The sequence below is a fragment of the Psychromonas sp. genome (genome assembly GCF_047632955.1).
GTDB lineage: Bacteria > Pseudomonadota > Gammaproteobacteria > Enterobacterales > Psychromonadaceae > Psychromonas.
The window spans coordinates 16,392-42,630 of sequence record NZ_JBLIED010000005.1 but is presented as its reverse complement, the minus strand read 5'-3'; the positions used below and the strand labels follow the sequence as shown (position 1 = coordinate 42,630).

Below are 26,239 nucleotides of genomic sequence, written 5' to 3'. Positions count from 1 at the left end.
TTAGGAAGTTATTTTGTACCAAAAATTTTATCACCAGCATCACCAAGACCCGGTATGATATAACCTTTTTCATTTAAATGATCATCAACTGAGGCGGTATAAACTTCAAGATCCGGATGGGCAGCTTCCAATGCTTTCAAACCTTCAGGAGCAGCCACTAAAATGAGTACAACTATTTTAGTGCAACCGGCTTTTTTGATTAAATCAATGGTGGAAATCATAGAGCCACCCGTCGCAAGCATCGGATCAACAACAATTGCCAATCGTTCATCAATGTTGCCCACTAATTTTTGGAAATAAGGTACCGGCTGCAATGTTTCTTCATCACGATAAATACCAACAACACTAATTTTAGCGCTTGGCATATGCTCCAAAACGCCATCCATCATGCCTAAACCAGCACGCAAAATCGGTACAACAGTGGCTTTTTTACCTTTAATCTGTTGTACTTCTACCTCTCCATTCCAGCCTTGAATTGTCACTGTCTCAAGTTCCAGATTCTTGGTAGCTTCATAAGTCAGTAAACTGCCGACTTCGCGCGCTATTTCGCGAAAACGTTTAGTACTAATATCGGCTTCACGCATCAAACCGAGTTTGTGTTGAACCAATGGATGTTTAACTTCAATTACTTTCATGTTATTTATTCCTAATAATAAAATAAAAATCTACTTGTGCGGGTTAAATCCAAGAGCAATTAAGATCCCAATAACCTTTGCTGTAGGTGTATTTGATATGAATTAATGGCATAAAAAAAGGGATAACTTATGCAATCCCTTTTTTCTCTTGTAATCAACTTATTGGTTGTTTACATTAATTGCGCCAATTTTATGTATTGAGACATCCGCCCCATTGAACTCCTCTTCTTCTGAGAGGCGAATGGGTATAAAGTGATTAACCAGTCGGTACACAGCAAAACCGCCAATCACCGCTACTGACACGCCGGCAAGCGAACCGATTAATTGACTGACAAAACTGACGCCGCCTAAACCGCCTAGGCTTTGCAGACCAAAAATACCCGCAGCGATACCGCCCCACAGGCCGCAAACACCATGTAAAGGCCACACACCCAACACATCATCAAAACTGGTGTATTTTTTTTGTACATAAGTGAATAACCACACAAATAAAGCACCGGCCACTAAACCGGTGAGCAATGCGCCCATCGGGTGCATTATATCGGAACCGGCACATACTGCGACGAGTCCGGCTAATGGACCATTATGAATAAAACCGGGATCTTTTTTGCCGATAACCAGTGCGCTAATAATGCCGCCGACCATTGCCATTAAAGAGTTCATTGCGACTAAACCGCTAATTCCTTCAATGGCTTGTGCAGACATAACGTTAAAACCGAACCAGCCGACCGATAAAATCCAAGCACCAAGTGCTAATAAGGGGATATTAGAGGGAGCAAAAGCGACTAACCTGCCGGAACGATAACGGCCATTACGACTGCCCAAAACAATAATCGCAGTAAAGGCAATCCATCCACCTACTGCGTGTACAACAATAGAACCGGCAAAATCGTGGAACGCCGCACCAAAATTTACCGCAAGCCAATCCTGAAAGCCGTAATTACCGTTCCAAATAAGGCCTTCAAAGAAAGGATAAACCAGGCCAACACATAATGCAGCTGCGATTAACATCGGGTTAAACTTAGCTCTCTCGGCAACACCACCGGAGATAATTGCCGGAATTGCGGCAGCAAAAGTCATTAAGAAAAAGAATTTAACCAATTCATAACCATTATTTTCAGCTAATACCGCGGCACTATCAAAAAAGGTAACGCCATAAGCCAGCCAATAACCAAAGAAAAAATAAACCAATGCTGAAATTCCAAAGTCAGACATAATTTTAACTAACGCGTTTACTTGGTTTTTATGACGGACAGTGCCAACTTCCAAAAAAGCAAATCCTGCATGCATGGCGAAAACCATGATTGCACCTAATAAAATAAATAACGTATCTGCACTACTGACTAATGCCGTAACGTGATTTTGTATTAAATCCATTTGATTCTCTATTTTTGGTCCAAAAAAATTTAACGGATTTTAACTTAAGCTGTGCATATATCAAAATATTTACAGGTGTTTTTGAGAAGATATAACAAAAAAATGACAAAGATCAGGATTAATGTAAATGATCAATTTAAATACAGTGTTAATGAAATAATAACATTTGCCGCACTTCTCGATGTTTTATGAAAAGAGAATAACAACACAGTATGGGAAAGGTCTGTAAAATGGGTTTCTGTAGATATAAGCTAAGCAGCTGATAATAATTGATTATTGTGAGATTGAGACAATGTTGATTAATAAAATATATTGATTTGAATATGAGTAATTTATCATATTAAATATGCTAAGTGAGAGTTGATTTAAACAGAAGGAATTAATAGCGTTAAAGATGGTGGGCGATACTGGGCTTGAACCAGTGACCCCCGCCTTGTAAGGGCGGTGCTCTCCCAACTGAGCTAATCGCCCATCTTTAATGGAGAATTCATTTCACTTCCGAATAAAGAAGATTAAAGATGGTGGGCGATACTGGGCTTGAACCAGTGACCCCCGCCTTGTAAGGGCGGTGCTCTCCCAACTGAGCTAATCGCCCATCTTTAATGGAGAATTCGTTTCACTTCCGAATAAAGAAGATTAAAGATGGTGGGCGATACTGGGCTTGAACCAGTGACCCCCGCCTTGTAAGGGCGGTGCTCTCCCAACTGAGCTAATCGCCCATCTTTAATGGAGAATTCATTTTACTTCCGAATAAAGAAGATTAAAGATGGTGGGCGATACTGTGCTTCGAGCATTGCTCTCCGCATAACGGCACAACCGCCTATCTTTAATTTTAACTGCATCGAGCAAGCTCGAAGCAAAACAACATTTAACAGCGTGTTGTTTGTGGGGCGTATTATAGGGATCCGCTTTTTTCAGTCAAGCCATTTTTATAATAAAAACTCTGAATTATGTTCAATCGCTCAAAGGGTAAACAATGCTTGCCTGTTTTCTGGCTAATGAGTTCTTTTGTCTCACTTTGTTTTCGAGAAAACAGAAATAGTTAATGTAATTACAATGGTATCCGTTAAAATACGCCTATTATTTTAGCGCCTATCCATAAGGACATTTTTCAATGAAAGTTAAAACACGTTTTGCCCCAAGCCCCACTGGTTTTTTACATGTTGGTGGTGCGCGTACTGCGCTTTATTCCTGGTTACAAGCAAAAAATAAAGGCGGTGAGTTTGTACTGCGTATAGAAGATACCGATATTGCGCGTTCAACTCAAGAAGCCGTTGACGCAATCTTAGAAGGTATGACTTGGATGGGCTTGACTTGGGATGAAGGTCCTTATTACCAGACCAAACGTTTTGATCGCTATAAAGAGATCATCGCAAAGATGCTTGCCGACGGAACAGCTTACAAATGTTACTGCACAAAAGAACGCGTTAATGAACTGCGTGAAGCGCAGGAAAAAGCAGGCCTATCACCTCGTTATGATAGTAAGTGTCGCGACTTAGCACCGCAGGACACAGATGCCCCTTACGTTATCCGCTTCAAAAACCCTAAACAAGGCAGCGTTAAATTTGACGATCATGTACGTGGTCCGATTGAATTTTCAAATACCGAGCTTGATGATTTAATTATTCAGCGTACCGATGGCACACCGACTTATAATTTTTGTGTGGTTGTTGATGATTGGGACATGGGCATTACTTATGTCGTTCGTGGCGAAGATCATATTAACAATACACCACGACAAATTAATATATTAGAAGCATTAGGAGCACCTTTACCAGAATATGCGCATGTTGCGATGATTTTAGGGGATGACGGCGCAAAACTTTCTAAACGTCATGGTGCCGTATCTGTCATGCAGTTTCGTGATGAGGGTTATTTACCTGAAGCACTTAAAAACTATCTGGTACGTTTAGGCTGGTCACACGGTGATCAGGAAATTTTCTCAGAAAAAGAGATGATTGAGCTGTTTTCGTTAGATGCTATTAATAAAGCACCTTCTGCATTTAATACCGAAAAATTAGTTTGGTTAAATCAACATTACATTAAATCACTGGATCCGGCCTACGTTGCACAACATCTTGCTTGGCACATGGATAATCAAAAAATCGATACTAGTAATGGCCCTGCCCTTCCTGAGATTGTCAGCGCACTTTCAGAACGTGCTAAAACATTAGTTGAGTTAGCAGCCACCAGCCGTTACTTCTTTGAAGAGTACGATGAGTTGGATGCCGCTGCCGCTAAGAAACATCTTCGCCCGGTAGCCAAAGATGCGCTTGTTTTAGCCCAGCAAAAACTGCAGGCAAACGATGACTGGACAGATGCCACGCTGCATCAAATAATCAATGATACTGCCGATCAATTAGAAATTGGTATGGGTAAAGTGGGTATGCCATTACGGGTTGCTATCACTGGCGGTGGTCAATCACCTTCTTTAGATGTCACCCTGCGCTTAATTGGTAAAGAGCGTAGTATTAAACGTATCGATCGCGCACTTGAATATATCGCTGCACGTGTAGCTGCTTCATAAAAACGCTAAATATAAGTTATTTTGCAAGTTTTGGTTGACAGTTAAGAGCAAGGTGCATATTATGCGCCCTGTTCTTGTTATACCTAACCAATTCAAACGGTTAGTTAAAGATTAAAGTGGGGCCATAGCTCAGCTGGGAGAGCGCAACGCTGGCAGCGTTGAGGTCTGCGGTTCGATCCCGCATGGCTCCACCACTTTAATTACTCTACCTTTTCTAAATCCATTAACAAGCCCCTCTATAGATCTTTTATACTTATTTAAGTCACCTCATCTCTTTATATTAAAAAACCTTTAGCAGCACTCATACTCTAGTACTGATTCCATCATTCTTGTACTCTTACATATAAGATAATTCACAGTAGCAGCAACTATCAAATCCTAAGATCAAATGAATTGAGCATGCCTTACGCTTGATAAATAAGCACGAACAAGGCGTGAACTGCATTCGCTAGTTGTCCTCACTTCATAAAATCCTATTGAACACCTTTTTAATTCTTTTGCTATAACCATTAAAGCATCGTTTATCTAAATGACCTCACCATAGCCAACTCCACACCCGTGAGATAGAACACTACATCAATCGACCCTGCATCCATGCATTCCCCCAACATCTAAAATGGTTAATTCAGTTAATCAAATCCCTGTTAAGCATGCCCTTAAAAACCCCCTATTTATGACTTCCAGGCAGCGCTCCTCTCTGGTGCAAACTGTGAAATAGGTAACATTTATGGTGCATTATTTTCCTTCCAGAAAAACTAAAAGAATGCCTAACATCATGTTTGTTTTAATTTAAAAATAAGTGGCATCATTTTTGCTTAAGTCTTTATGTTATAAAAATGTTAACTTCCTGAGTTAAGTGACAATCGTTTTCTCAGGTAACGGAAAGACACACAAAAAGGATTCCACTATGCGTTGGATTAACCCAATGAAGTTTGTAGCACAAAAGATAGTATTAACTATCGCAATATCATCCACCCTTGTTTCTTTTGCTCAAAGTGAAAAACTGGGCTATCCGGAAAAAGAGGAATTAAAATTTGGTTTTATTAAACTCACGGATATGGCGCCAATCGCGATAGCTTATGAAAATGGCTACTTTGAAGATGAAGGATTGTACGTAACCATAGAAGCGCAGGCCAACTGGAAAGTACTGCTCAATGGCTTAATTGATGGCAGATTAGACGGTGCGCATATGCTCGCCGGTCAGCCCATAGCAGCCACTATGGGTTTTGGAACTAAAGCTCATATTATCACCCCTTTTTCGATGGATCTAAATGGTAACGCCATTACGGTTTCTAACGATATCTGGGAACAGATGAAACCTAATATTCCCAAACAAGCCGATGGCAGACCAGTTCACCCCATTAAAGCAGATGCTTTAAAACCGGTTATTGAATCCTATAAAGCACAAGGAAAACCTTTCAATATGGGCATGGTTTTTCCGGTATCAACACATAACTATGAACTTAGATATTGGTTAGCCGCAGGTGGAATCCATCCGGGTTATTACGCACCGCATAAAGGCGATACCAGCGGCCACATTGACGGTGATGCTATTTTATCTGTAACACCACCACCACAGATGCCTTCCACATTAGAAGCCGGCACTATCTACGGTTATTGTGTCGGTGAACCATGGAATCAACAGGCGGTATTTAAAGGTATCGGCGTACCGGTTGTAACAGACTACGAGATTTGGAAAAATAATCCTGAAAAAGTATTTGGTTTAACCGCTGAATTTGCTGAAAAATATCCAAATACCACCATTCGTTTAACACGAGCACTGATTCGAGCGGCAATGTGGTTAGATGAAAATAACAATGCTAACCGCCCAGCGGCCGTAAAAATCCTGTCTCAATCAAATTACGTGGGCGCAGACTATGAGGTTATTGCCAACAGCATGACGGGCACCTTTGAGTACGAAAAAGGCGATAAACGTGCCGTGCCTGATTTCAACGTATTTTTCAGACATAACGCCACTTATCCGTACTACTCAGATGCCATTTGGTATTTAACGCAGATGCGCCGCTGGGGACAAATACCCGAAGCTAAAACCGATGACTGGTATAAAGACTTAGCGAAAAAAGTATACCGTCCGGATATCTACCAGAAAGCGGCACAATCATTGATTGATGATAAGTTAGCTGATGCTAAAGATTTTCCTGACTTTGCTACTGAGAAAGGCTTTAGAGCACCACAAACACACTTTATCGATGACTTAGTTTATGACGGCAACACACCCAATGCCTACATAGATACATTTAAAATCGGTCTCAAAAAAGATGACATGCTTTAAATATTAACCTTCAATAACATTTTAAAATCATAATCCCTTAGGTCCGTGTTTATCGGCGCGGGTCTAAGCAAACAGCGTTTAAAAAGGATGAGTCATAATGACAATTACCTCACTCACGAATAAATTAACCATAACAGCACCTTCATTGGCTAATATTCAAGGTTTTTTAAAATCAACAGGTAAGTTATTAATCCTGCCATTCCTCGGTATCATGCTATTTTTGCTACTCTGGACCATTACCGCTAAAAACATCCATACCTCGTTAGGTGACTTTCCAGGCCCCAGCGCCGTTTACCAGCAGTTTCACTCTTTATATGATGAGCATAAAGCAGCAAGAGAAAAAGCAGATAAATTTTATGTACGTCAAGAAATAAGAAATGACAAACGAGTCGCTGCCGATCCTAGCTACGTCTCTAGAACAATAGATTATACGGGCAAAGAAACATTTTTTGACCAAATAATAACCAGTTTAATTACCGTTAGCAGTGGTTTTTTATTAGCCGCAATAATCGCAATTCCGCTTGGTATCGCCATGGGTTTAAGTAAAAACTTAAATGCAGCAGTCAACCCTATTGTACAAATATTCAAGCCAGTCTCGCCGCTTGCATGGTTGCCCTTAGTGACTATTGTGGTGAGCGCGCTGTATGTATCGGACGATCCATTAGTCTCGAAATCATTTGTTAACTCCTTACTCACAGTTACTTTATGTAGTTTATGGCCAATGGTTATTAACACCTCTATTGGTGTGTCATCGCTGGATCAGGATTTAAAAAATGTCAGCCGCGTTTTACGTTTACCTCTGGGTAAACATATTCAAAAGATTGTATTACCCGCTTCAGTACCAATGATATTTACCGGCATGCGCTTATCCTTTGGTGTCGCATGGATGGTCTTGATTGCAGCAGAGATGCTGGCGCAGAATCCGGGACTTGGGAAATTTGTTTGGGATGAGTTTCAAAACGGCAGTTCGGATTCTTTAGCACGTATTATGGCAGCCGTGATTGTGATTGGGTTGATAGGTTTTATTCTCGATAGAGGCATGTTGCAGCTGCAACGTATTGCATCTTGGGATAAGTCCACAGCAAGCGTTTAAAACAGACTGATTTAATAAGAGATTAAGGAAAAGTATAATGACCACATTACTTGATATCAGCCATATTGATATGGTATTCCCGACGCCTTCTGGTGGTTTTACCGCGCTTAAAGATGTTGATTTACAAATAAAAAAAGGTGAGTTTGTTTCATTAATTGGACATTCTGGTTGTGGAAAATCAACCGTATTAAATGTTGTAGCAGGGCTTTATCAAGCAACCAAGGGCGGCGTGATACTCAGTGGTAGAGAAGTCACTGAGCCGGGACCGGAGCGTGCAGTGGTTTTTCAAAATCATTCCCTGCTGCCCTGGTTAAGCGCTTATCAAAATGTTGAATTAGCCGTTGACCAGGTGTTTGGCTCAAAAATGAGCAAAGCGGAAAAGAAAGAGTGGATCGAGCATAACCTCAAATTGGTGCACATGGACCATGCGATGCATAAACGCCCCAATGAAATTTCCGGTGGCATGAAACAGCGTGTCGGTATTGCACGTGCGCTGGCGATGCAGCCTGAAGTGTTGTTAATGGATGAGCCTTTTGGCGCATTAGATGCGTTAACTAGAGCGCATATGCAGGATTCACTGATGGAGATTCAAAACGAGCTTAATAATACGGTGATCATGATCACCCATGATGTTGATGAAGCGGTACTGCTGTCGGATCGTATTGTGATGATGACCAATGGGCCTTCAGCAACCATCGGTGAAATATTGCATGTCAATTTAGAACGCCCTAGAAACAGATTGAGTCTGGCCAAAGATATTGAATACAACCGCTTAAGGTCTGAGGTATTAACCTTCCTATATGAAAAGCAGAGAAAGGTCGAAAATATCAAAAGTAAAACGGTCGCAGTCGCGATCAATAAAACCGTCAATGTATAAATTATAGCCACTATATAAACAATGATTAACAGCACAGCACGACAAGAATGAGACCAAAGCACAACAGTTACTAAGGCCCGGATAATGGGGAGAATGCCTGTATCCCCATTATCTACGCTATTTTAACAGCCTTTATTGTGCTCCGGATAATCGCTATAACCTTTTGCATCCGCTGCATAAAACGTCTCCATGTCAGCCGCATTCAAAGGTGCATTAGTCTGCCAGCGCGCTGGCAAGTCCGGGTTTGCAAGAAACGGACGCCCGACGGCAATCAAATCCCCTTTGCCCGCCGCAAGATCACTTTGTGCTCGCGCGGCATCATAACCTCCCGACAGGATCAGGGTCTGTTTAAATAAACGGCGCATGGTTTTTTTCATCGAATCCGGCACGGTCGGTGCCCCCATCGATGCGTGATCCACGATATGTAAATACAACAATCCCAGGGCATTTAATTTTTCAGTCAAATAAACGTAATCCGACTCCATCGCATTATAAAGTGGCATGTCATTAAATACGCCAAAGGGAGATAAACGGATACCGACCTTATCCTTGCCAATCGCAGCGACGGTTGCCGCGGCGACTTCCAGCACAAAACGGGCTCGATTTTCAATTGTGCCGCCATACTTATCAGTGCGAATATTTGAATTAGGGCGGATAAACTGCTCCAGTAAATACCCGTTTGCCGCGTGTAATTCAACGCCATCAAAGCCGGCTGCAATGGCATTTTTAGCCGCCATAACAAACTCTTTTTGAGTACTGATAATATCATCATGGCTCATAGCCGTCGGTACGGGGTACGCTTTCATCCCCTGTGCATCAGTATACATTTCACCGTCCGCTGCAACGGCAGAGGGGGCTAATATTCGAGCTTCTTGGTGCAGATTAAGGGAATGTCCAATACGTCCGGTATGCATCAACTGGACGAATATTTTTGCTCCTTTTGCATGTACAGCTTCAGAAACTCGCGCCCAACCCACCACCTGCTCCGCTGAAAAAATTCCCGGGATGCGCGGGTAGCCAAGACCATTCGCTGAGGGTGAGGTACCTTCGGTAACAATCAGTCCGGCCGTTGCACGTTGTCCATAATACTCCACCATAAGATCATTTGGCACATTACCGATCGCCCTATTACGGGTCATCGGTGACATAACCAGATGATTTTGCAAAGTGTAAGAGCCGAGTTTACCCGGACTAAATAATTGCTTGCCGACGGTCGAATTTGACATTTTAATTCTCCTTGTTGATCCAAGTTTTATTTGCAATAACAAAGAATAGATTCAAATGAAAAAACCGGAGTATTAATCAAAGAAAAAACCGAAATTCAAGCCTTCAATATCTTTGAATTTGGTAAATAACTACCCTGCCCGTAAAATATTATTACCTATCTCATTTGATGATAGTGATAAGGCAGTGCAGGCATTCTGGCCGTTATAAAAACAGTCAGAATGAAGAGGAATTTCAAGACAAGGTTTATTTTAAATTAGTGATCATTATTTCCGGTAAGGCGATGGTTAAATCTCGATAAAGATTAATCGCTAAGGTTTCAGCTAGAGATAAAAATGGCGCGCTTAAAACCTCACTCTCTCCTTTTACAACCGTTGGTATTCCCTGATCCGTGTCTTCCCGGTATGTTATATGTAAGGGTAAGGCCCCTAAAAAGGGTAAATTAAATTGTTCAGCCAGTTTTTTACCACCACCCGTACCAAAAATAGCCTCCTGGTGGCCGCACTGACTGCATGAATAAAGGCTCATGTTTTCAATAATACCTGCTACATTGACTGCGACTTTGTTGAACATGGAAATGCCCTTTTTCGCATCAATTAAAGCCACATCCTGCGGCGTTGTCACTACAACAGCCGCTGTCACGGGCACATTTTGCGACATAGTTAACTGAATATCGCCGGTGCCAGGCGGCATATCAACCACTAAATAATCAAGATCTTGCCAATCAGTTTCATTGATCACCTGCGACAACGCTTTGCTGGCCATCGGGCCGCGCCAGATCATCGCATCTTCTTCCGCCACTAAAAAACCAATGCTATTACAAACAATACCATGGGCCTTAATCGGCAGCATTAATTTACCATCGGAACTGACCGGCTTTGCATCTTTAACACCGAGCATAGTCGGAATAGATGGCCCGTAAATATCGGCATCCAAAATACCTACCTGAGCGCCATTTTCGGCCAGAGCAAGGGCTAAATTAACACTCACAGTGGATTTACCCACGCCGCCTTTACCCGAGGCAACGACGATAATATTTTTTATCTTGGGCAGGACCGATTTACTGCTGTCATTTTGTAACGCGACCACCTGATGATTAACCTCCCAGCTAACCGCTTTGCCAAATAATTTTTCAAGTTTAGCAGCACAATCAAGTTGCAGATTTTGCAACCAAACAGGGGCATAAAAAGGCATTTTGATTTTTATGGTAGCGCCCTTTTCATCGATTATCATTGCCTTATTGGCAATTAATTTAGCGACCACCTGAGTGGAATCATTTTCCTGCAGACAGGCGCTGACTTTATCTAACAAACTTTTTTTATTAAAAAACACAAATGCTCCTTATTTTTAAGCAACAAAATCTCCTGTTACGATAAAAACAGTGTAACAAAACCTGTTGTTATTTCACCCACAAATAAATAAGGATTTTACAAGCCCATTTAAGAGTGGGATTTTAAGCCTTTTTTGGGTAAACTCCCCCCTTAAAATTTAGATTTAATACAACGGGAATAATAAATAAAATGGAAATTCAACAACGTAAAATCCTTGTTACCTGCGCTCTACCCTATGCAAACGGTCCGATTCATCTCGGCCACATGCTTGAACATGTTCAAGCTGACATCTGGGTACGTTTTCAGCGCTTACGTGGTCATAATATCCATTTTATTTGTGCAGATGATGCGCACGGCACGCCTATTATGCTTAAAGCACAAGAGATGGGTATTAAACCGACCGAGATGATAGCGGACATTCGATCTTCCCATGAAAGCGATTTTTCCGGTTTTAACATCAGCTTTGACAACTACCACAGTACCCACAGCGAAGAGAACCAGGCGCTGTCTTCACAAATCTATATCGCCCTGCGTGAAAATGGTTTCATTACCAATAGAACCATCTCACAATTATTTGATCCTGAAAAACAGATGTTTTTACCGGATCGTTTTGTAAAAGGCACCTGCCCCGAGTGTAAAGCTGAAGATCAATACGGCGATAACTGTGACGTTTGTGGCGCAACCTACAGCCCAACCGAGATGATTAACCCAAAATCAGCGGTTTCCGGCAGCACGCCCATTATGAAAGACACTGAGCATTTCTTTTTCGATCTGCCACAATTTGAAGATATGTTAAAAGTCTGGACTAAATCCGGCGCACTGCAGACAGAAATGGCAAATAAAGTCGGTGAATGGTTTGAAACCGGCTTAAAACAGTGGGATATCACCCGCGATGCACCCTACTTTGGTTTTGAAATACCCGATGCACCGGGTAAATATTTCTATGTCTGGTTAGATGCACCGATCGGTTACATGGGCAGCTTTAAAAACCTCTGTGATAAAACCGAAGGGCTTAACTTTGATGAATACTGGAAAAAAGACAGTGCAGCTGAGTTATACCATTTCATCGGTAAAGATATTGTTAACTTCCACAGCCTATTTTGGCCGGCTGTGTTAGAAGGTGCAGGGTACCGTAAACCAACCGCGATTAACGTCCACGGTTATGTCACGGTAAACGGCGCTAAAATGTCAAAATCTAAAGGCACTTTTATTAAAGCCAGCACATATCTAGATAATCTCGATCCTGAGTGTCTGCGTTATTATTATGCCGCCAAATTAACCAGTCGTATTGACGATTTAGATTTAAACCTTGAAGACTTCACCCAACGAGTGAACTCTGATGTGGTTAACAAACTGGTTAATCTTGCCTCACGCACAGCAGGTTTTATTACTAAAAAATACGACGGTCAATTATCCAACAGCGTTTCTGAGCCGCAGTTATATCAATCTTTTATTGATGCAGGGGAAAGCATTGCCAGCTTGTTTGAACAACGTGATTTTGCCCGTGCGATTCGTGAAATAATGGCATTAGCCGATATAGCGAACAAATATATTGACGAAAAAGCACCCTGGGCATTAGCAAAACAGGAAGGCAGCGAAGTTGAGGTACAGGATATCTGCTCAATGGGAATTAACTTATTCCGTGTCCTAATGACTTATCTAAAACCTATTATGCCAAAACTGGCAATACGCAGTGAAGACTTCCTGGCGGAAACCCTCGATTGGGAAATCATTAAAACGCCCCTTGCCGGTCATCGCATCAATAAATTCAAAGCGTTATTCCAACGTATTGATCCTAAACATGTAGAAGCCATGGTTGACGCATCGAAGGACAGTCTGGAAGCCGATAAAGCTGCCAAACAGAAACAAGCAGCAGCGCAACTGGAAGCTGACAAATCAGAACTTGACAAAGAACCGCTGGCGCCGGAAATTGACTTTGATACTTTTGCTAAAACAGACCTGCGCGTTGTATTAATCGCAAAAGCAGAAGCGGTGCCTAAGGCTAACAAGCTGCTTAAACTAACCTTGGATTTAGGCGGTGAGACCCGCACCGTATTTGCCGGCATTAAGTCAGCCTATACACCCGAAGAGCTTGAGGGCAAACTGACGGTGATGGTTGCCAACTTAGCACCACGACAAATGAAGTTCGGTTTATCAGAAGGCATGGTATTAGCAACAGGTCCCGGCGGTAAAGAAATCCACATTCTAAATCCCGATGATGGCGCAAAACCCGGCCAACGTATTATGTAACCGTTAGATGCTCTTTGATTTTATTGAAACTATGATCGCCTGTTAATATTACGGGCGGCATATCAATATTAAAAAGCCCTAAACAAGCTAATTGTTAGGGCTTTTTTGTCACTCAGTTAAACATTAAAGATAAGAATTTTTCTATTAGAGTCTGTTGACCTTAGCGCCTTATAAAATGTAATAAACGGTTATTGGCTGGCATGGCATAATCATCAACAAGTTGCAGCCCTGCCAGCTTTGCTAATGCTAATATTGCTTCAAAATGACGAATCGCACTGTGAGGAGCTTTACGCTTTAAAAATTGATCAAAATCTTTATTGCTGTTACTGGTATATTCCCCTCGATAATTAAACGGCCCGTAAATAAATAAATCCCCCTCAACTTGAAGAACATTTGCTACACCGGTAAAGAACTGTTGAACATTATTCCACGACATTATATGCAGTGTATTGGCCGTAAAAATAACTTCACAAGGTCCAATTGGCCACTCTTTTTCACTCACATCTAAAGGTAATGGTGCAGGCAGGTTTGCACCGTTAAATGCGCTTATTGCTTCGCTTAAATCTGAAATCCATAAAGTGCGCTCGGTGCTTTGCCAGGTTATATGGGCAAGCTGCTCGGCAAAATAGCGAGCATGCTGCCCCGTGCCGCTGCCTATTTCGACAATATGGCAGCGATTTTTTAATAGCGGCTTTAATACATTGAGTATAAAAATTTTATTTTTTTCACAGGATTGGGAAAAATTGACAGTCATGATTAATCTTCACTTTTGTTAAGCACCATGAAAATGACTGAAGATGCAGTAAGCCGCACCTTCAAATTACAAGGCTATTTTAGAGCTGCCGGCGAAATGCCCGCGGTTAACATAAAGCGCATTGCATCTTCAAAAGGCCAGTCAACATAAATAAGCTCGCTGCGTTTGACCAGTGAAGTGATCCCTGCGACCTGATAACTCATTTGAATTAAAACAGGCACCCACTCATCTTCTGGTAAAGCATCATTGACTACCTTAGGGACAGTTTCTGAGGTCACAAAGCCGACAATATAAGTGCCATTGCCTTGTTTGAATAAGACCGTCTGACGTTTTTGATTTTTTGAGTCGTCACTGCTTGCCAGGGATGCTAAATCCTTGATCGAGGTATAAATGGTTCTAAAAAAGGGAAAGCGTAATATCTGTTTCTCAAGCTTTTGATACAACCAAATGATTGGGCTGACACTAAAGGCCACGCCGGCCACCAGTAACAAACAAAAAATAAGAATGAAACCGCTGCCCGTCCACTGATTACCTAGACCGATTAAGGTTAAAACAGCATGCCCCATATCATCGAGCGCCACTGTAATGGACCAGCATAACCACACCGACACGGCCAAGGGTAATATATTTAATATGCCCCGTAATAATGTTTTTTGCATGATAAACCCTGTTTACAAAAATAGAATACGTACTGTACATAAGAATTCCATAAACAAAAGTAAAACTGTAATAAAAAACAAAAGCACTTAAACGATTTTTCTTTGGCAAAAGAACAACATCCGTGCCACAAAGAATGCTGCAACAGCTTTAGCTCGATACCTAAAATATAAATTAAAAATAATAGCGATATAATGTATTGTCCGACATCGCTAAAAACCTTCATTATCATTATAAAAATGGCTACACTATCAATCTTTTCATGCCCGAACGGGCAGATCTTAATCAACTACCTGTCATAATTGGAAACTTCATGCCATTTCGTCTATCCTGTGTTGCACTCTTTTTGTGTTGCTGTACGCCTACTTTTGCTACCGAGCAAGATGAGCAACTCGAAGAGTCCCCTGCCATTGAATTAGCATTACCTTGTCAATCTGCTGACGAGCCCTGTGTTACCGATCCTAAAACGCCTTCGGCCAATGATTTAAAGGAAATAGTACTTCCTGCAGAAAAAAATAGCGCCGCAGAAATCCCCATTACTGAGCTTGAAAATGCACCCGCAGAGCCTGTTTGGGAAACCATCACACTCTTGGGTAATACCTTACCCATTAATAGTAAGACCACCATTAAATGGTATTCCGGCCATATATCGGGCGGTTTTGATCTGGCAACACCGGTGGTGGTTATTCATGGTAAAGAGCCTGGTCCAACGGTCTGTTTAACCGCTGCCGTGCATGGAGATGAGGTGAACGGTGTCGAAATTGCGCGACGCGTGGTACAAAATATAAAATCCGAAGATCTTAAAGGTACGCTTATTTCAGTACCTGTCGTTAATATGGATGGTTTATGGCGTAAAGATCGTTACATGTCAGACCGTCGCGATCTTAACCGCGCCTTTCCCGGCGATATTAATGGTTCCACCGCATCTCGGGTAGCCTACAGTCTGTTTAACAATATTATCAGTCACTGTGACAGTTTAATCGATCTGCATTCTGGATCCATGTATCGCGAAAATATCACCCAACTGCGGGTTGATTTGACCATACCGGCGGTGGCTGAGATGGCCAAACAATTTGGCGCGGTTTCAGTACTACAAAGCAGCGCACCTTCGGGTAGTTTACGGGGTTCTGCGACAAAAGTGGGGATCCCAACGGTGGTCATGGAAGTCGGCGGACCTTTCACCATCAATATCGCCTTAATTGAAACCGCAGTAAAGGCGCTGCGTAGCTACCTCAGTTCAATTGATATTTTACCGCACTCATTTTTTTGGTCCTCCCCACAACCAACATTTTACGCGTCTCAATGGCTTCGTTCCCAGCAAGGAGGTATTTTGATTAATAAAGTGGCGCTGGGAGAAAAGGTCAATAAGGGAGAATTACTGGGCAAAATAAGCAACCCCGTCAATGATCAGGTTGAAATACTCTTTGCGCCCTTTGATGCGGTGGTATTGGGCCGAGCTGAAGACCAATTTGTGAGTGCAGGTTATGCGGTATATAACTTAGGTAAGCGTAGCAACATAAAAGAGTTAGAGCAGCAAGGTTCAGAGTCCAAGAAAAATGTAGTTAAGCAAAATGCACAAGAAGTGGGGTTAACCATAACGGATCAGGAAGCAACAGAAACAACATCCCCTTCAGAGCAACAATAACGACAACTATTTTGGGCTATTTTTTAGCCCAAAATAGCTCACTGCGTTTATTGCCTTCGCAACAACAGGCACGGAAATAGATGCAGTGTTGATAGTAATTCGCTTAATTAAGCGAATTACTATTATTCACTTATTATTTTGTCTTAACCGAGGGTTCTTTAAGTAACAAACGCCAGAAATTAACCGTTAATTTATCAATACTGCGCGATTCGGCATTGGCCAGGATAACTAACCCTATCTGCTTATCTTTTGAATAGGCAATCACGGCTCGATACCCCTCAACCCAACCGCTGTGAAAATATAATATATCATCATGATATTGGTAAACACGCCAGCCAATAGCATAATGCGCATCATCAATAATGCCTTTCCAGGTGCGACCTGTTATATCTTTTTCGGTACTAACAACCGGCTCTCTTACCGTGTCTAATAACGGTGCAGAAATCACATTAGGCCTATGCCCCAACTGCGCAATCAACCATTTGCTCATATCAGTAATGCTCGCATTGATACCGGCTGCAGGCGCGACTTTGTAGAAATCTGGTTTAACTTTCACCTGATGCCAAGGCCCATTGCGGCTGACTTTAATATGAGGGTAGGCTTTATTAATGGTATTTTGATAAGCTTTAAAACCGACGCTTGCATTATTCATTGCTAACGGGGAAAAGATCATCTGCTGCATCAATTGTGCGTATGTTTTACCTGTACTGCGTTTAAGCACCTCTTCGATAAAGCTAAACAGAACATTCTGATAACCGTAACATGCTCCGGGAGAGCAATAAGGCGCTAGCACTTCAAATTTTGATATAATATGGCTAAATCGAAAACGACCTTTTAAATACCCGTCAAAAGCATTGGGCATTAATCCGCTGCTGTGACTCAGTACATGCTTGATGGTAATAGCTTCGGCCTGACCTGCCTCTTTAAGCTTAAATTCAGGAATATAATCAACAATAGAATCGTTCCAGGAAAAGGCTTTTTTTTCAACCATCAGCGCAGCCAACTCGGCGGAAAATGTTTTTGATACCGATGCCAATCTAAATGAAGTATTTTTGTCGATGGCTTGTTTATTCTTTTTGCCGCGTACGCCATAGGTTTTAATAGTCGACACGTGATCGCCGCGCACAATGGCATAAGCGGCACCGGGGATTTTATATACCCGCATCGCCTGCTTAAACTGTTTGTTGAACTCATTTTCTATTTTTGAAGGGGAGGCTGATTTAGCGGATACGGGTGACAAGACACTCAGCACAAGCAGTGCGGAAAAAAATACGATAATATGCTTCAAAAAAACATCCTCAACGGCAGTTAAACAAAAACACAGTCTATCTTAGACTTCCGCAAAAGATAAGCCTGCCAGCACGGTTAATCCCCCCTATTACCAAATAAAGGCCCTGTTTAGGGTGCAGGAAGCCAGCTTTTAAGCAGTTTAAATAGGGCAACTCTTTAATAAATTTCATTAAGAGTAAATAACCAACAAAATTTCTTTACCTTTGATTTAACTCTAAGGTTTATACTTAACACCGGATACCTCAGAATAGGATAAAAAATGTACCGAATCGGTGAGCTTGCAAAGCTCTGTAATATAAAGACAGACACCTTAAGGTTTTACGATAAGCAGGGACTTTTTGTGCCGTCATCAAGATCTGAATCTGGGTATAGACTCTATACAAAAAAAGATGCGGAGCGATTACGCTTTATATTAAAAGCCAAGGCCATCGGTTTTACCCTAGTGGAGATTTCAGAGTTGCTTTCTATTGAGCTCAATAAATCCAATAAAGCCTGCGTAGACGTGAAGTGTGTGGTTGATCTTAAATTAACAGATATCAGTGAAAAAATAGAACAACTCAATTATTTTAAGCGCGCTTTACAACAGCTCTCCGATGCCTGTTGTGGCGGGCTGGAAAGTGCTGAACATTGCTCTATTCTCGAGGCATTAGAATCAAAGTCATATCCGATAAATTGCACTAATAGCGGGCATCTACAACCCCATATACACAGACAAAATAAGGCTTAATTATGCTACTACTTAATTTTATCGATCTCTTTCTGGACTCTGCTCCGTGGTTATTACTGGGGTTAATATTCGCGGGTTTGCTTAAGATGTTTGTCCCCATGAAATGGATCCACAAGCAGTTGGGCGGGCACGGTTTTAAAAGTACCCTAAAAGCGGCTTTAATCGGTGCACCTTTACCCTTGTGTTCATGCGGTGTTATTCCTGCCGCAGTCGGCCTAAGACGCTCAGGCGCATCTAAAGCGGCAACCACTTCTTTTTTAGTCTCAACACCAGAAACGGGCGTTGATTCAATCACAGTTTCTTATGTCTTACTGGGTCCTTTTATGGCGGTAGTGAGACCAGTCGCCGCAATCACCAGCGCAATAGTTGCAGGTTTATTGGTAGGCAAAGATGAAGTACAAAAAGAAAGTGAAAAAAACGTAAAGAGTAGCAGTGTTTCCCCTTCCAAAGAGACAAATAAGAGTACCTGCTGTTCGAGTCACAAAGCACCCGAAATTAAATCCTGTTGTTCAGGCACAGTGTCTGAGCAACCTGAAACTGAACAATGCTGCGAGTCAACTGAAGATATTGCCACACAATTGCAGGGAACCTCTATTATCGGACGGATCCTTAAGGGATTTCATTTTGCGGCAACGGATTTAGTAAAGGATATAACAGTTTGGCTGCTGCTCGGACTGTTTTTTGCGGCTCTGGTACAGACCTATGTCCCCGCTGATTTTTTAGTGAAATGGGGTGATGGCATTTTAGCCATGCTGGTGATGGTGATCATTTCCGTGCCTATGTATATCTGCGCAACGGCTTCAACGCCGATCGCCGCCGGATTATTATTAGCGGGCGTCTCACCGGGAGCCGTATTAGTGTTTATGTTAGCCGGCCCTGCCACTAATATAGCGACCCTGGGCGTGGTCGCGAACGAACTTGGAAAACGCGCATTATGGGGCTATCTGGGGGGAGTGTTAAGCGTGGCATTAGTATCGGGCATATTAGTTAACTATCTGGTCAGTACTTTTGGTATTGCAGTCATACCTCAAATCGGTGAGCAACATCAGTTATTACCAGAGATAGTGGTTCATACTTCAGCCATTATTCTGGCAATATTAATGGCAAAAGTTCTTTATAATATGATCCCTAAAAAACTAAAACAAAAAAACTGCTGCTCTTAATCACTCTGGGCGCTTAACAGACGCCCTTTAGACTATTGTTAAACGCTTCGGTCATCAAATCAACTCTCATACCCGTTACCACTAATACCACTGAAAAATCAAAACTTATCCCCCAGAATCAGCAAAACCGTATTAAATTAGTAAAATCATTATTGTACCTGCAATGGTCATTAATACATTAGCAATGGCATAAGTCCCGGCATAACCTAAAGCGGGGATGGTACTGTGGGTATGCTCATTAACAATGTCCATCGCAGGTGCGCAGGTACGGGCACCAATGATGGCACCTATTAACAGTGCCCTATTCATTTTTAGCAGGTAAGCCCCTACTAAAAAGGCCAACATCACAGGTATCACACTGACGATTAAAGCCGCAGCCAAAATTTTAAATCCGGAATCCGCAAAATATTCAAAAACATTACTGCCCGCGCTTAAACCGATGCCCACCATAAAGACTAATAGACCGAGGTTTTTCATCATATTTAACGCACCTTGAGGGATATAACCAAAGGTCGGATGGTTGGCACGTAAAAAACCAAGACTGATACCCGAAATCAACAAACCAACGGCACTGCCTAATCCAAAGGTAAGTTGCCCGAAGCTCATGGTGACCATGCCAAATAATAACCCGATGATAAAAAACACACAAAAAGCCAGCAGGTCAGAAACCTGACTGTGAATGGCAATAAAGCCTATCTTATCAGATAGGCGGTGCACCTTACTTTTTTCACCGCTTACTTGTAAAATATCACCTTTAGACAAAACAATATCATGCTCAATGGGCATTTCAATTTGTGCGCGTTGCACACGGTTTAAAAAACAACCGTAGTCAGAAAGGTTAAGATCCGATAACCGCTTATCTGCAATACTGTCATTTTTAACGACAATTTCCTCTTCAACGATACGTAAATCTAATAAGTTGCGGTCAAATACCTCTTTACCATGGCGAAAACTGGGGTCCAATTTAGCGTGACTGTCCGGATAACCTACCAGCGCAATTTCATCACCCTGCTGCAAAATATAATTACCATCGGGATTGGCCAAAATACCATTACGGCGTATACGTTCAATATGGCACCCTGTTTGACGATGAATACCCAATTCACGCAGGGTTTTACCGGCAGTCCAAATAATCAGTTCAGGCCCGACACGATAAGCACGAATGATCGGCAGGTATACTTTGCGTTTGCCAACGCTACCGATGCCCCTTTTTAAAGCAATTTCCTGGGCACTCTGTATTAAATCCTGCTTTTGTAATTTCGGTAATAAACGTGCCAATAAAATGACGCTGCTTAACCCGATAAGATAAGACATAGCGTAACCGACACTGAGGTTATTAATCACTTTATTGTATTCCACACCAACAGGTAAGACAGCTAACCCGGAATTTAAAGCGTCCTGTGCTCCAACCAGAATGGGCGTTGCAGTTAACGCCCCAGCCAACATACCGGCGGAAAGTCCATAATCTAATTTAAGATAGTGACCACACAGCAGTGTAAGGCCGATGGCTGAAACCAAAACTACTAAGACCAGTATTAAATAATGCTTTCCGTCACGCATGAAAATACCAAAAAAATTGGGTCCCGCCTCAATACCAACACAAAAGATAAACAGCATAAAACCGATATTTAATGCTTCCGGGGTGAATGAGTAACCAAGATGGCCGACGACAATTGCGACACTCAAAACGCCAATGGAATGACCAATTTGGAAGTTTCCGATATTTATTTTCGCAACTAACAAACCTAATGATAAAACCACAAACAACAATAAAATATCGTTTTCAGATAACAAAACTGCAATGTCAATATTCACTTACTTTTCCCAATAAATACATCAAAGAACTAGGGATAGATTCTATCCTAAATACCCAGTTCGCGGCTATAATTTTGATAACTTTTTATTGTAATACAGACACTTACTATTTGAATCTATTGGATTTAAAGCATCTTAATGAAAACGCTAAAAAGAGTAAGCTTTTAAGCGTTTTTTTTAATCAATGATTGTACCCATAATATGGCGTTATTCTATACTCTAGACAGGCTCTCAACACGGAGTAGACGATTATGCTAAAAGCCCTTTTTATTGATTTAAGCGGTGTATTGTATGAAGGTAATAAAGTGATCAGCGGCGCTATCGCTGCAATTAAAAAAGCAAAAGAAAGCCAATTGCAATTGCGTTTTGTTACCAACACCTCCCGCAAAACACGCACACAGCTATTGAATGAACTTAATAATTTAGGCTTTGAGCTGCAGCAACAGGAGCTCTTTACCGCACCTGTTGCGGTTCATGCCTGGCTGCAAGAGCAAAAACTTCGCCCCTATTGCCTTATTCACCACGATATCAAAAGCGAATTTGCGGATCTGCTTCAGACGGAGCCTAATGCGGTGGTGATTGGCGATGCTGAGCAGGATTTCTGTTACGACAAATTAAATCGCGCCTTTCAATTATGCCAGCAAGGAGCGCCCCTGGTCGGCATTGGCTACAATCGTTATTTTAAAATAGATGGTCAGCTTTTATTAGATGCAGGGCCCTTTATAAAGGCACTGGAGTTTGCGGCATCCACACAAGCCATTATCATCGGAAAACCAAGCAAAGATTTTTTCCTGCAGGTGCTTGCTTCAACGGGTTTAAGGGCGGATCAGGTTTTGATGATTGGCGATGATATCTATGGCGATATTGAGGGCGCAATAAATGCAGGGCTGTCTGGTGGTTTGGTGCGTACGGGAAAATATCAACCGGGTGATGAGCATAAAATCAGCGCGCCCCATCTGACATTTGACTCCATTGTCGAAGCGGTGGATTATGCTTTATTGGATTTATAATCCACTACTTATAATTGATACGTGTCTTTTTTCAATCTAGTTAATTTAATTTGCATATCAGGATTTGCAGACTTAGCCGCATCAATAACGAGCTTTTGCTGGTATTCAGGTATTTTATCGTCAATTACTATTTCTTTTAGTGAGCCAGGCAAATAACTATAAATATTTCCCTCTTCTAGGGTCAGCAATCTAAACTCTTTTCATATTGCCAACCTTCTGATTTAGAAACAATATTTTTTTATATTAGAAATAATACCTGTCGTTGAGTCATCGTTTAATATGAGAGTTGAACGCGCAAAGTCATTCAATGACAATATTATTGGTTTATCTTGTTATCCACTCAATTGGTCTGACGATTAGCTGTTGCGTGTAAAAATCAGATTTCAGATTATCTCTATCAAAACCCATGCAAAAGTCCCTCAAGCAATTAGCATAATGAGATCAAATAAGATTTTAAATTCTTTGGTTGTACCTTGCTGCTAAACTACAAACTCTATAGACAAGCTTTCTAAAAGTAAGAATTCCAGGTTTTCTCTGAAGTTTGATAGAGGTGTATTTTGGCGTTGCGATGCATTAGCGGCTTGCCCTATGTCTATTTAGTGCGAAAGTAAACAAATAAACAAACTCGTCCAGTTTTTGGATGATAAAATAGCGTCTTATATATAAGGGGTGCTAACCGTCAATGTACATCCATATAATATGACAATCGTTCAGGAGCCAAAAATCGGGTCATAAAAACCTAAAGCAATTATTAAAAAATAATGATACAACTTAATCTTATATAACCTGTTACTCAAAATATTTCTCCAAATGTTATTATCTATTCCTATTATTTTAAAAGTAAACTTTCCTAGGCGAAATTTATGACCAGAAAGAGAATTACAACCGAACAAATAGAAAAAGCATTTGAACTAGGCATTAAATCATTTAATGACAATATCAGTGTCAGTAACTTTAAGCCTGTATTAGTTAACGATTTTGATATGAACCCGAGTTCAGCTCAAGGGTATATAGAAACCGTAGGTGAATTACTAACTGGTCATTGTTATACGCGTACAATCAACACACAAGCAACGGAGTATTATCTTTCACAAATCTATCAGCGTTACCCGTTGACTAGTTTGAATCTTGCTATTGAAGCAGTTAGAAAACATTTAGATTATTACCTATCAAAAACATCGAGTCCTCAGGAGCCGATTAGATTAATATATGAAAAATATGCGATTATTTGTGAGCAAGAGTTTGACCACGATGACTTCGAAGATAAAGTAATAATTGCTAAAAAGGACAGCTCGGAAAGCAGGCTATTTAGATTAAAGTCAGCACCTAAGCAAGCAAAGTTAATCGACGCTAAAACTAAACTTTATAGACGTAATCCTGATGTAGTAGCAGAGACATTATATAGAGCAAAAGGTACTTGTGAAAGATGCAAACAAGAAGCGCCATTTTTGCGTAAAAAAGACAATAGTCCTTATCTAGAAGTTCATCATATTAAAATGCTATCCGCTGGAGGGCTTGATTGGACTGAAAATACTGAAGCTTTGTGTCCAAACTGTCATAGAGAAAAACACTTCGGTTGATGAGAATATTAACTAGGATTTGATATTGAGCTAATGAAAAGTTTACTATAAAATGCACTGTACAAATCACCAGTAAGTTTACTTAGTAAAAAGAAGTTTATATGCCCCACATATTAAATGCGGTTGATGATATCCGCATAACAGCAAATAAAATGTTAGATGAAACTACGCGAAGTAGCATGGGGCAATTTATGACGCCTGCTTCTGTTGCTAGGTTACTTGCAAGTCAGTTTGATAACTTAGACGGAAACATTTCCATTCTTGACGCTGGGGCAGGAGTTGGCTCATTAACTACAGCTTTAATCGAGAGAGCAGTGAATGAATTTCATCCTCAAACAATTACAGCAAATGCTTGGGAGTTAGAAAGCATACTAGCTCATCACATCGAGCAGAGCTTTGCTATCAATAACGAAGCATGTCAGGAAAGAGATGTTCCATTGCACACTCATATTCATAACTCTGATTTCATTCAATCTGCTGTAGAAATTCTTAGTGCTCGACAAAAAGGTGAAGAAACAGTCTCTTTCAATAAAGCTATTTTAAACCCTCCTTATTTGAAAGTTTCAGCCAAAAGCAAAGAACGAGAACTACTAAGAAGCGTTGGAGTAGAAACTGGAAACCTATACTCTTGCTTTGTTTCTCTCGCACTAATGCTACTAGCAGACGGTGGTGAACTAGTGGCTATTACACCAAGAAGCTTCTGTAACGGCCCGTACTTTAATGACTTCCGTAGAGTACTATTGAATAATAATGCCCTATGTAAACTGCACGTATTTGAAAGCAGAACGCGGGCATTTAAAGGCGATAAAGTTCTACAGGAGAATGTTATTTTCCACATAATCAAAGGCCAAGCTCAAGGTCATGTGGAAATTATATCGAGTACATGTGCTGATGATCCTGTACCACAAATACGCATTACTAACTTTGATGAGGTAATAAATCCTAATAATCCTGATAGATTCATCCACATCGTAACTAATGATGAGCAGGCAGATATTGCTCAACGGATAGGGGGAATGCCATGCTCGCTTGAAGACTTAGGAATAAATGCAAGTACAGGCAAAGTTGTTGACTTCAGAACTAAATCTAACTTACGCCAAGAACTAGAAGAAGGTTCTGTTCCACTAATCTTTCCTGTTCATTTTACTGACGGTTACATTGAATGGCCTCAAGATAACATTAAGAAGCCTAATGCACTTGTACGTAATGAGGCGACTGAAAAACAATTAATTCCTAATGGGCATTATGTCTTAACTAAGCGATTATCTGCCAAAGAAGAACAACGTCGTATTGTGGCCGCTTTGTATACACCTGATATCGCAACAGGGGATGTGGTCGGTTTTGAGAATAAAACAAACTACTTTCATGCTTACGGTCAACCGCTAGAACATTTTTTTGCAAAAGGCCTTTGGGCGTATTTAAACAGCACTATTATTGACCAATATTTTCGCCAATTTAACGGTCATACTCAAGTCAATGCTACTGACTTACGAGTATTGAGATACCCCGATGCGGAAACATTGACTCAACTAGGTCATGATGTTCAGGAGTATGAACAACAACATATTGATAATTTAATAGCTCAAATATAAGAAAGGCAGGGATAGCCTGCCTTTTTATCGCTCAATTTGAGGAGCAATTAGCTCCCCATATCTAACGGGCATTTACACAGCTTGTTTTACACCCTCCAATTTTTATACATTAACCTTTGAATATATTTGATTTCCAGACTGTAACATCAGTAGAATGGCTTTCTTTTTGTCTTGTTGGTGCTACTCGTCCAGTTTTTTCAATAATTCCACGAGCCTTCGCTGACCTCATTATCCCGCCTAAAGCTCTAGCTTCTAAGGGTTTTTCTAGCCCAAAGTCCCAAATATCATCTGGTGTAAACTCCCGCATCGATTCAGCAACTTTCACTACAGTTGCAAAAGCTTCATCTTTCCATTCTTGGCTCATACTCATTCCCTATTACATTTAATATTAAAAAACAT

The 26,239-nt window shown here is 41.2% G+C and carries 21 protein-coding genes and 4 tRNA genes; 12 read left to right on the top strand and 13 right to left on the bottom strand.

The features are described 5' to 3' along the window. Window positions 1-8: 8 nt before the first annotated feature. From upp to ACJAZP_RS05360, 5 genes are all read right to left on the bottom strand, one after another. Window positions 9-635, bottom strand: coding sequence for a uracil phosphoribosyltransferase (gene upp, locus ACJAZP_RS05380; protein WP_415229708.1), 627 nt, complete (start codon window positions 633-635; stop codon window positions 9-11). A 159-nt stretch (window positions 636-794) separates the two neighbouring features. Further along, the gene (locus tag ACJAZP_RS05375; RefSeq protein WP_415229707.1) at window positions 795-2,012 is read right to left on the bottom strand and encodes an ammonium transporter; all 1,218 of its coding nucleotides are present in this window, start codon (window positions 2,010-2,012) and stop codon (window positions 795-797) included. Between the two features lie 395 nt (window positions 2,013-2,407). After that, window positions 2,408-2,483, bottom strand: a tRNA-Val gene (locus tag ACJAZP_RS05370). Window positions 2,484-2,531: 48 nt separating this feature from the next. Further along, window positions 2,532-2,607 (bottom strand) — tRNA-Val (locus ACJAZP_RS05365). A 48-nt stretch (window positions 2,608-2,655) separates the two neighbouring features. Further along, a tRNA-Val gene (locus tag ACJAZP_RS05360) sits at window positions 2,656-2,731 on the bottom strand. 395 nt (window positions 2,732-3,126) lie between these two features. On the opposite strand from ACJAZP_RS05360, the gene gltX reads away from it, so the two are divergent. The 5 genes from gltX to ACJAZP_RS05335 all read left to right on the top strand — a co-directional run bounded on the left by gltX (window position 3,127) and on the right by ACJAZP_RS05335 (window position 8,802). Beyond that, entirely contained in the window at window positions 3,127-4,539 is a 1,413-nt protein-coding gene (gene gltX / locus ACJAZP_RS05355; protein WP_415229706.1) for a glutamate--tRNA ligase, read from the top strand. Window positions 4,540-4,657: 118 nt separating this feature from the next. Then, a tRNA-Ala gene (locus ACJAZP_RS05350) sits at window positions 4,658-4,733 on the top strand. Window positions 4,734-5,446: 713 nt separating this feature from the next. Next, window positions 5,447-6,832: a CmpA/NrtA family ABC transporter substrate-binding protein gene (locus ACJAZP_RS05345; RefSeq protein WP_415229705.1), complete on the top strand. Its 1,386-nt coding sequence runs from the start codon at window positions 5,447-5,449 to the stop codon at window positions 6,830-6,832. A gap of 103 nt (window positions 6,833-6,935) precedes the next feature. Continuing rightward, window positions 6,936-7,925, top strand: coding sequence for an ABC transporter permease (locus ACJAZP_RS05340; RefSeq protein ID WP_415229837.1), 990 nt, complete (start codon window positions 6,936-6,938; stop codon window positions 7,923-7,925). Window positions 7,926-7,962: 37 nt separating this feature from the next. Then, window positions 7,963-8,802, top strand: a complete 840-nt coding sequence (locus ACJAZP_RS05335; RefSeq protein WP_415229704.1) for an ABC transporter ATP-binding protein — start codon at window positions 7,963-7,965, stop codon at window positions 8,800-8,802. 122 nt (window positions 8,803-8,924) lie between these two features. Here the strand turns inward: ACJAZP_RS05335 and ACJAZP_RS05330 are convergent, their stop codons facing one another. Together ACJAZP_RS05330 and apbC are read right to left on the bottom strand one after the other, a co-directional pair. Beyond that, entirely contained in the window at window positions 8,925-10,028 is a 1,104-nt protein-coding gene (locus tag ACJAZP_RS05330; RefSeq protein WP_415229703.1) for an alkene reductase, read from the bottom strand. A gap of 244 nt (window positions 10,029-10,272) precedes the next feature. Further along, window positions 10,273-11,358 (bottom strand): iron-sulfur cluster carrier protein ApbC, encoded by a 1,086-nt coding sequence (gene apbC / locus ACJAZP_RS05325; RefSeq protein ID WP_415229702.1) that lies wholly within the window; start codon window positions 11,356-11,358, stop codon window positions 10,273-10,275. Window positions 11,359-11,546: 188 nt separating this feature from the next. Here apbC and metG point away from each other — a divergent pair, with 188 nt between their 5' ends. Continuing rightward, the gene (gene metG / locus ACJAZP_RS05320; protein ID WP_415229701.1) at window positions 11,547-13,607 is read left to right on the top strand and encodes a methionine--tRNA ligase; all 2,061 of its coding nucleotides are present in this window, start codon (window positions 11,547-11,549) and stop codon (window positions 13,605-13,607) included. Between the two features lie 160 nt (window positions 13,608-13,767). Here the strand turns inward: metG and ACJAZP_RS05315 are convergent, their stop codons facing one another. Both ACJAZP_RS05315 and ACJAZP_RS05310 read right to left on the bottom strand, forming a co-directional pair. After that, window positions 13,768-14,361 carry a DUF938 domain-containing protein gene (locus ACJAZP_RS05315; RefSeq protein ID WP_415229700.1) on the bottom strand — a complete coding sequence of 198 codons (594 nt, stop codon included), beginning with the start codon at window positions 14,359-14,361 and terminating at the stop codon, window positions 13,768-13,770. A 74-nt stretch (window positions 14,362-14,435) separates the two neighbouring features. After that, the gene (locus tag ACJAZP_RS05310) at window positions 14,436-15,020 is read right to left on the bottom strand and encodes a DUF502 domain-containing protein (protein ID WP_415229699.1); all 585 of its coding nucleotides are present in this window, start codon (window positions 15,018-15,020) and stop codon (window positions 14,436-14,438) included. 311 nt (window positions 15,021-15,331) lie between these two features. Here ACJAZP_RS05310 and ACJAZP_RS05305 point away from each other — a divergent pair, with 311 nt between their 5' ends. After that, entirely contained in the window at window positions 15,332-16,663 is a 1,332-nt protein-coding gene (locus ACJAZP_RS05305; RefSeq protein ID WP_415229698.1) for a succinylglutamate desuccinylase/aspartoacylase family protein, read from the top strand. 133 nt (window positions 16,664-16,796) lie between these two features. Here the strand turns inward: ACJAZP_RS05305 and ACJAZP_RS05300 are convergent, their stop codons facing one another. Further along, window positions 16,797-17,951 carry a serine hydrolase domain-containing protein gene (locus tag ACJAZP_RS05300; RefSeq protein WP_415229697.1) on the bottom strand — a complete coding sequence of 385 codons (1,155 nt, stop codon included), beginning with the start codon at window positions 17,949-17,951 and terminating at the stop codon, window positions 16,797-16,799. A 261-nt stretch (window positions 17,952-18,212) separates the two neighbouring features. Between ACJAZP_RS05300 and zntR the strand changes: the two genes are divergently transcribed. Together zntR and ACJAZP_RS05290 are read left to right on the top strand one after the other, a co-directional pair. After that, window positions 18,213-18,680 carry a Zn(2+)-responsive transcriptional regulator gene (gene zntR, locus ACJAZP_RS05295; RefSeq protein WP_415229696.1) on the top strand — a complete coding sequence of 156 codons (468 nt, stop codon included), beginning with the start codon at window positions 18,213-18,215 and terminating at the stop codon, window positions 18,678-18,680. Window positions 18,681-18,682: 2 nt separating this feature from the next. Further along, window positions 18,683-19,843: an SO_0444 family Cu/Zn efflux transporter gene (locus ACJAZP_RS05290; protein WP_415229695.1), complete on the top strand. Its 1,161-nt coding sequence runs from the start codon at window positions 18,683-18,685 to the stop codon at window positions 19,841-19,843. Between the two features lie 132 nt (window positions 19,844-19,975). On the opposite strand, the gene ACJAZP_RS05285 is transcribed toward ACJAZP_RS05290, so the two are convergent. Further along, window positions 19,976-21,658 carry an aspartate:alanine antiporter gene (locus ACJAZP_RS05285; protein ID WP_415229694.1) on the bottom strand — a complete coding sequence of 561 codons (1,683 nt, stop codon included), beginning with the start codon at window positions 21,656-21,658 and terminating at the stop codon, window positions 19,976-19,978. 251 nt (window positions 21,659-21,909) lie between these two features. On the opposite strand from ACJAZP_RS05285, the gene ACJAZP_RS05280 reads away from it, so the two are divergent. Continuing rightward, window positions 21,910-22,668, top strand: coding sequence for a TIGR01458 family HAD-type hydrolase (locus tag ACJAZP_RS05280; protein ID WP_415229693.1), 759 nt, complete (start codon window positions 21,910-21,912; stop codon window positions 22,666-22,668). An 8-nt stretch (window positions 22,669-22,676) separates the two neighbouring features. On the opposite strand, the gene ACJAZP_RS05275 is transcribed toward ACJAZP_RS05280, so the two are convergent. After that, window positions 22,677-22,856, bottom strand: coding sequence for a hypothetical protein (locus ACJAZP_RS05275; RefSeq protein ID WP_415229692.1), 180 nt, complete (start codon window positions 22,854-22,856; stop codon window positions 22,677-22,679). 675 nt (window positions 22,857-23,531) lie between these two features. Between ACJAZP_RS05275 and ACJAZP_RS05270 the strand changes: the two genes are divergently transcribed. Next, window positions 23,532-24,248 carry an HNH endonuclease gene (locus tag ACJAZP_RS05270; RefSeq protein WP_415229691.1) on the top strand — a complete coding sequence of 239 codons (717 nt, stop codon included), beginning with the start codon at window positions 23,532-23,534 and terminating at the stop codon, window positions 24,246-24,248. A 101-nt stretch (window positions 24,249-24,349) separates the two neighbouring features. Beyond that, window positions 24,350-25,840 (top strand): Eco57I restriction-modification methylase domain-containing protein, encoded by a 1,491-nt coding sequence (locus ACJAZP_RS05265; protein WP_415229690.1) that lies wholly within the window; start codon window positions 24,350-24,352, stop codon window positions 25,838-25,840. 109 nt (window positions 25,841-25,949) lie between these two features. On the opposite strand, the gene ACJAZP_RS05260 is transcribed toward ACJAZP_RS05265, so the two are convergent. Next, on the bottom strand, window positions 25,950-26,204 hold the full coding sequence (locus ACJAZP_RS05260; RefSeq protein WP_415229689.1) for a hypothetical protein: 255 nt from the start codon (window positions 26,202-26,204) through the stop codon (window positions 25,950-25,952). Between the last annotated feature and the right edge of the window lie 35 nt (window positions 26,205-26,239).

What these genes read in the sequence shown, in the direction of transcription:
- upp (WP_415229708.1), bottom strand. Translation starts at nt 635, where the DNA reads ATGAAAGTAATTGAAGTTAAACATCCATTGGTTCAACACAAACTCGGT.
- ACJAZP_RS05375 (WP_415229707.1), bottom strand. Translation starts at nt 2,012, where the DNA reads ATGGATTTAATACAAAATCACGTTACGGCATTAGTCAGTAGTGCAGAT.
- gltX (WP_415229706.1), top strand. Translation starts at nt 3,127, where the DNA reads ATGAAAGTTAAAACACGTTTTGCCCCAAGCCCCACTGGTTTTTTACAT.
- ACJAZP_RS05345 (WP_415229705.1), top strand. Translation starts at nt 5,447, where the DNA reads ATGCGTTGGATTAACCCAATGAAGTTTGTAGCACAAAAGATAGTATTA.
- ACJAZP_RS05335 (WP_415229704.1), top strand. Translation starts at nt 7,963, where the DNA reads ATGACCACATTACTTGATATCAGCCATATTGATATGGTATTCCCGACG.
- ACJAZP_RS05330 (WP_415229703.1), bottom strand. Translation starts at nt 10,028, where the DNA reads ATGTCAAATTCGACCGTCGGCAAGCAATTATTTAGTCCGGGTAAACTC.
- metG (WP_415229701.1), top strand. Translation starts at nt 11,547, where the DNA reads ATGGAAATTCAACAACGTAAAATCCTTGTTACCTGCGCTCTACCCTAT.
- ACJAZP_RS05315 (WP_415229700.1), bottom strand. Translation starts at nt 14,361, where the DNA reads ATGACTGTCAATTTTTCCCAATCCTGTGAAAAAAATAAAATTTTTATA.
- ACJAZP_RS05310 (WP_415229699.1), bottom strand. Translation starts at nt 15,020, where the DNA reads ATGCAAAAAACATTATTACGGGGCATATTAAATATATTACCCTTGGCC.
- ACJAZP_RS05305 (WP_415229698.1), top strand. Translation starts at nt 15,332, where the DNA reads ATGCCATTTCGTCTATCCTGTGTTGCACTCTTTTTGTGTTGCTGTACG.
- zntR (WP_415229696.1), top strand. Translation starts at nt 18,213, where the DNA reads ATGTACCGAATCGGTGAGCTTGCAAAGCTCTGTAATATAAAGACAGAC.
- ACJAZP_RS05290 (WP_415229695.1), top strand. Translation starts at nt 18,683, where the DNA reads ATGCTACTACTTAATTTTATCGATCTCTTTCTGGACTCTGCTCCGTGG.
- ACJAZP_RS05280 (WP_415229693.1), top strand. Translation starts at nt 21,910, where the DNA reads ATGCTAAAAGCCCTTTTTATTGATTTAAGCGGTGTATTGTATGAAGGT.
- ACJAZP_RS05270 (WP_415229691.1), top strand. Translation starts at nt 23,532, where the DNA reads ATGACCAGAAAGAGAATTACAACCGAACAAATAGAAAAAGCATTTGAA.
- ACJAZP_RS05265 (WP_415229690.1), top strand. Translation starts at nt 24,350, where the DNA reads ATGCCCCACATATTAAATGCGGTTGATGATATCCGCATAACAGCAAAT.
- ACJAZP_RS05260 (WP_415229689.1), bottom strand. Translation starts at nt 26,204, where the DNA reads ATGAGCCAAGAATGGAAAGATGAAGCTTTTGCAACTGTAGTGAAAGTT.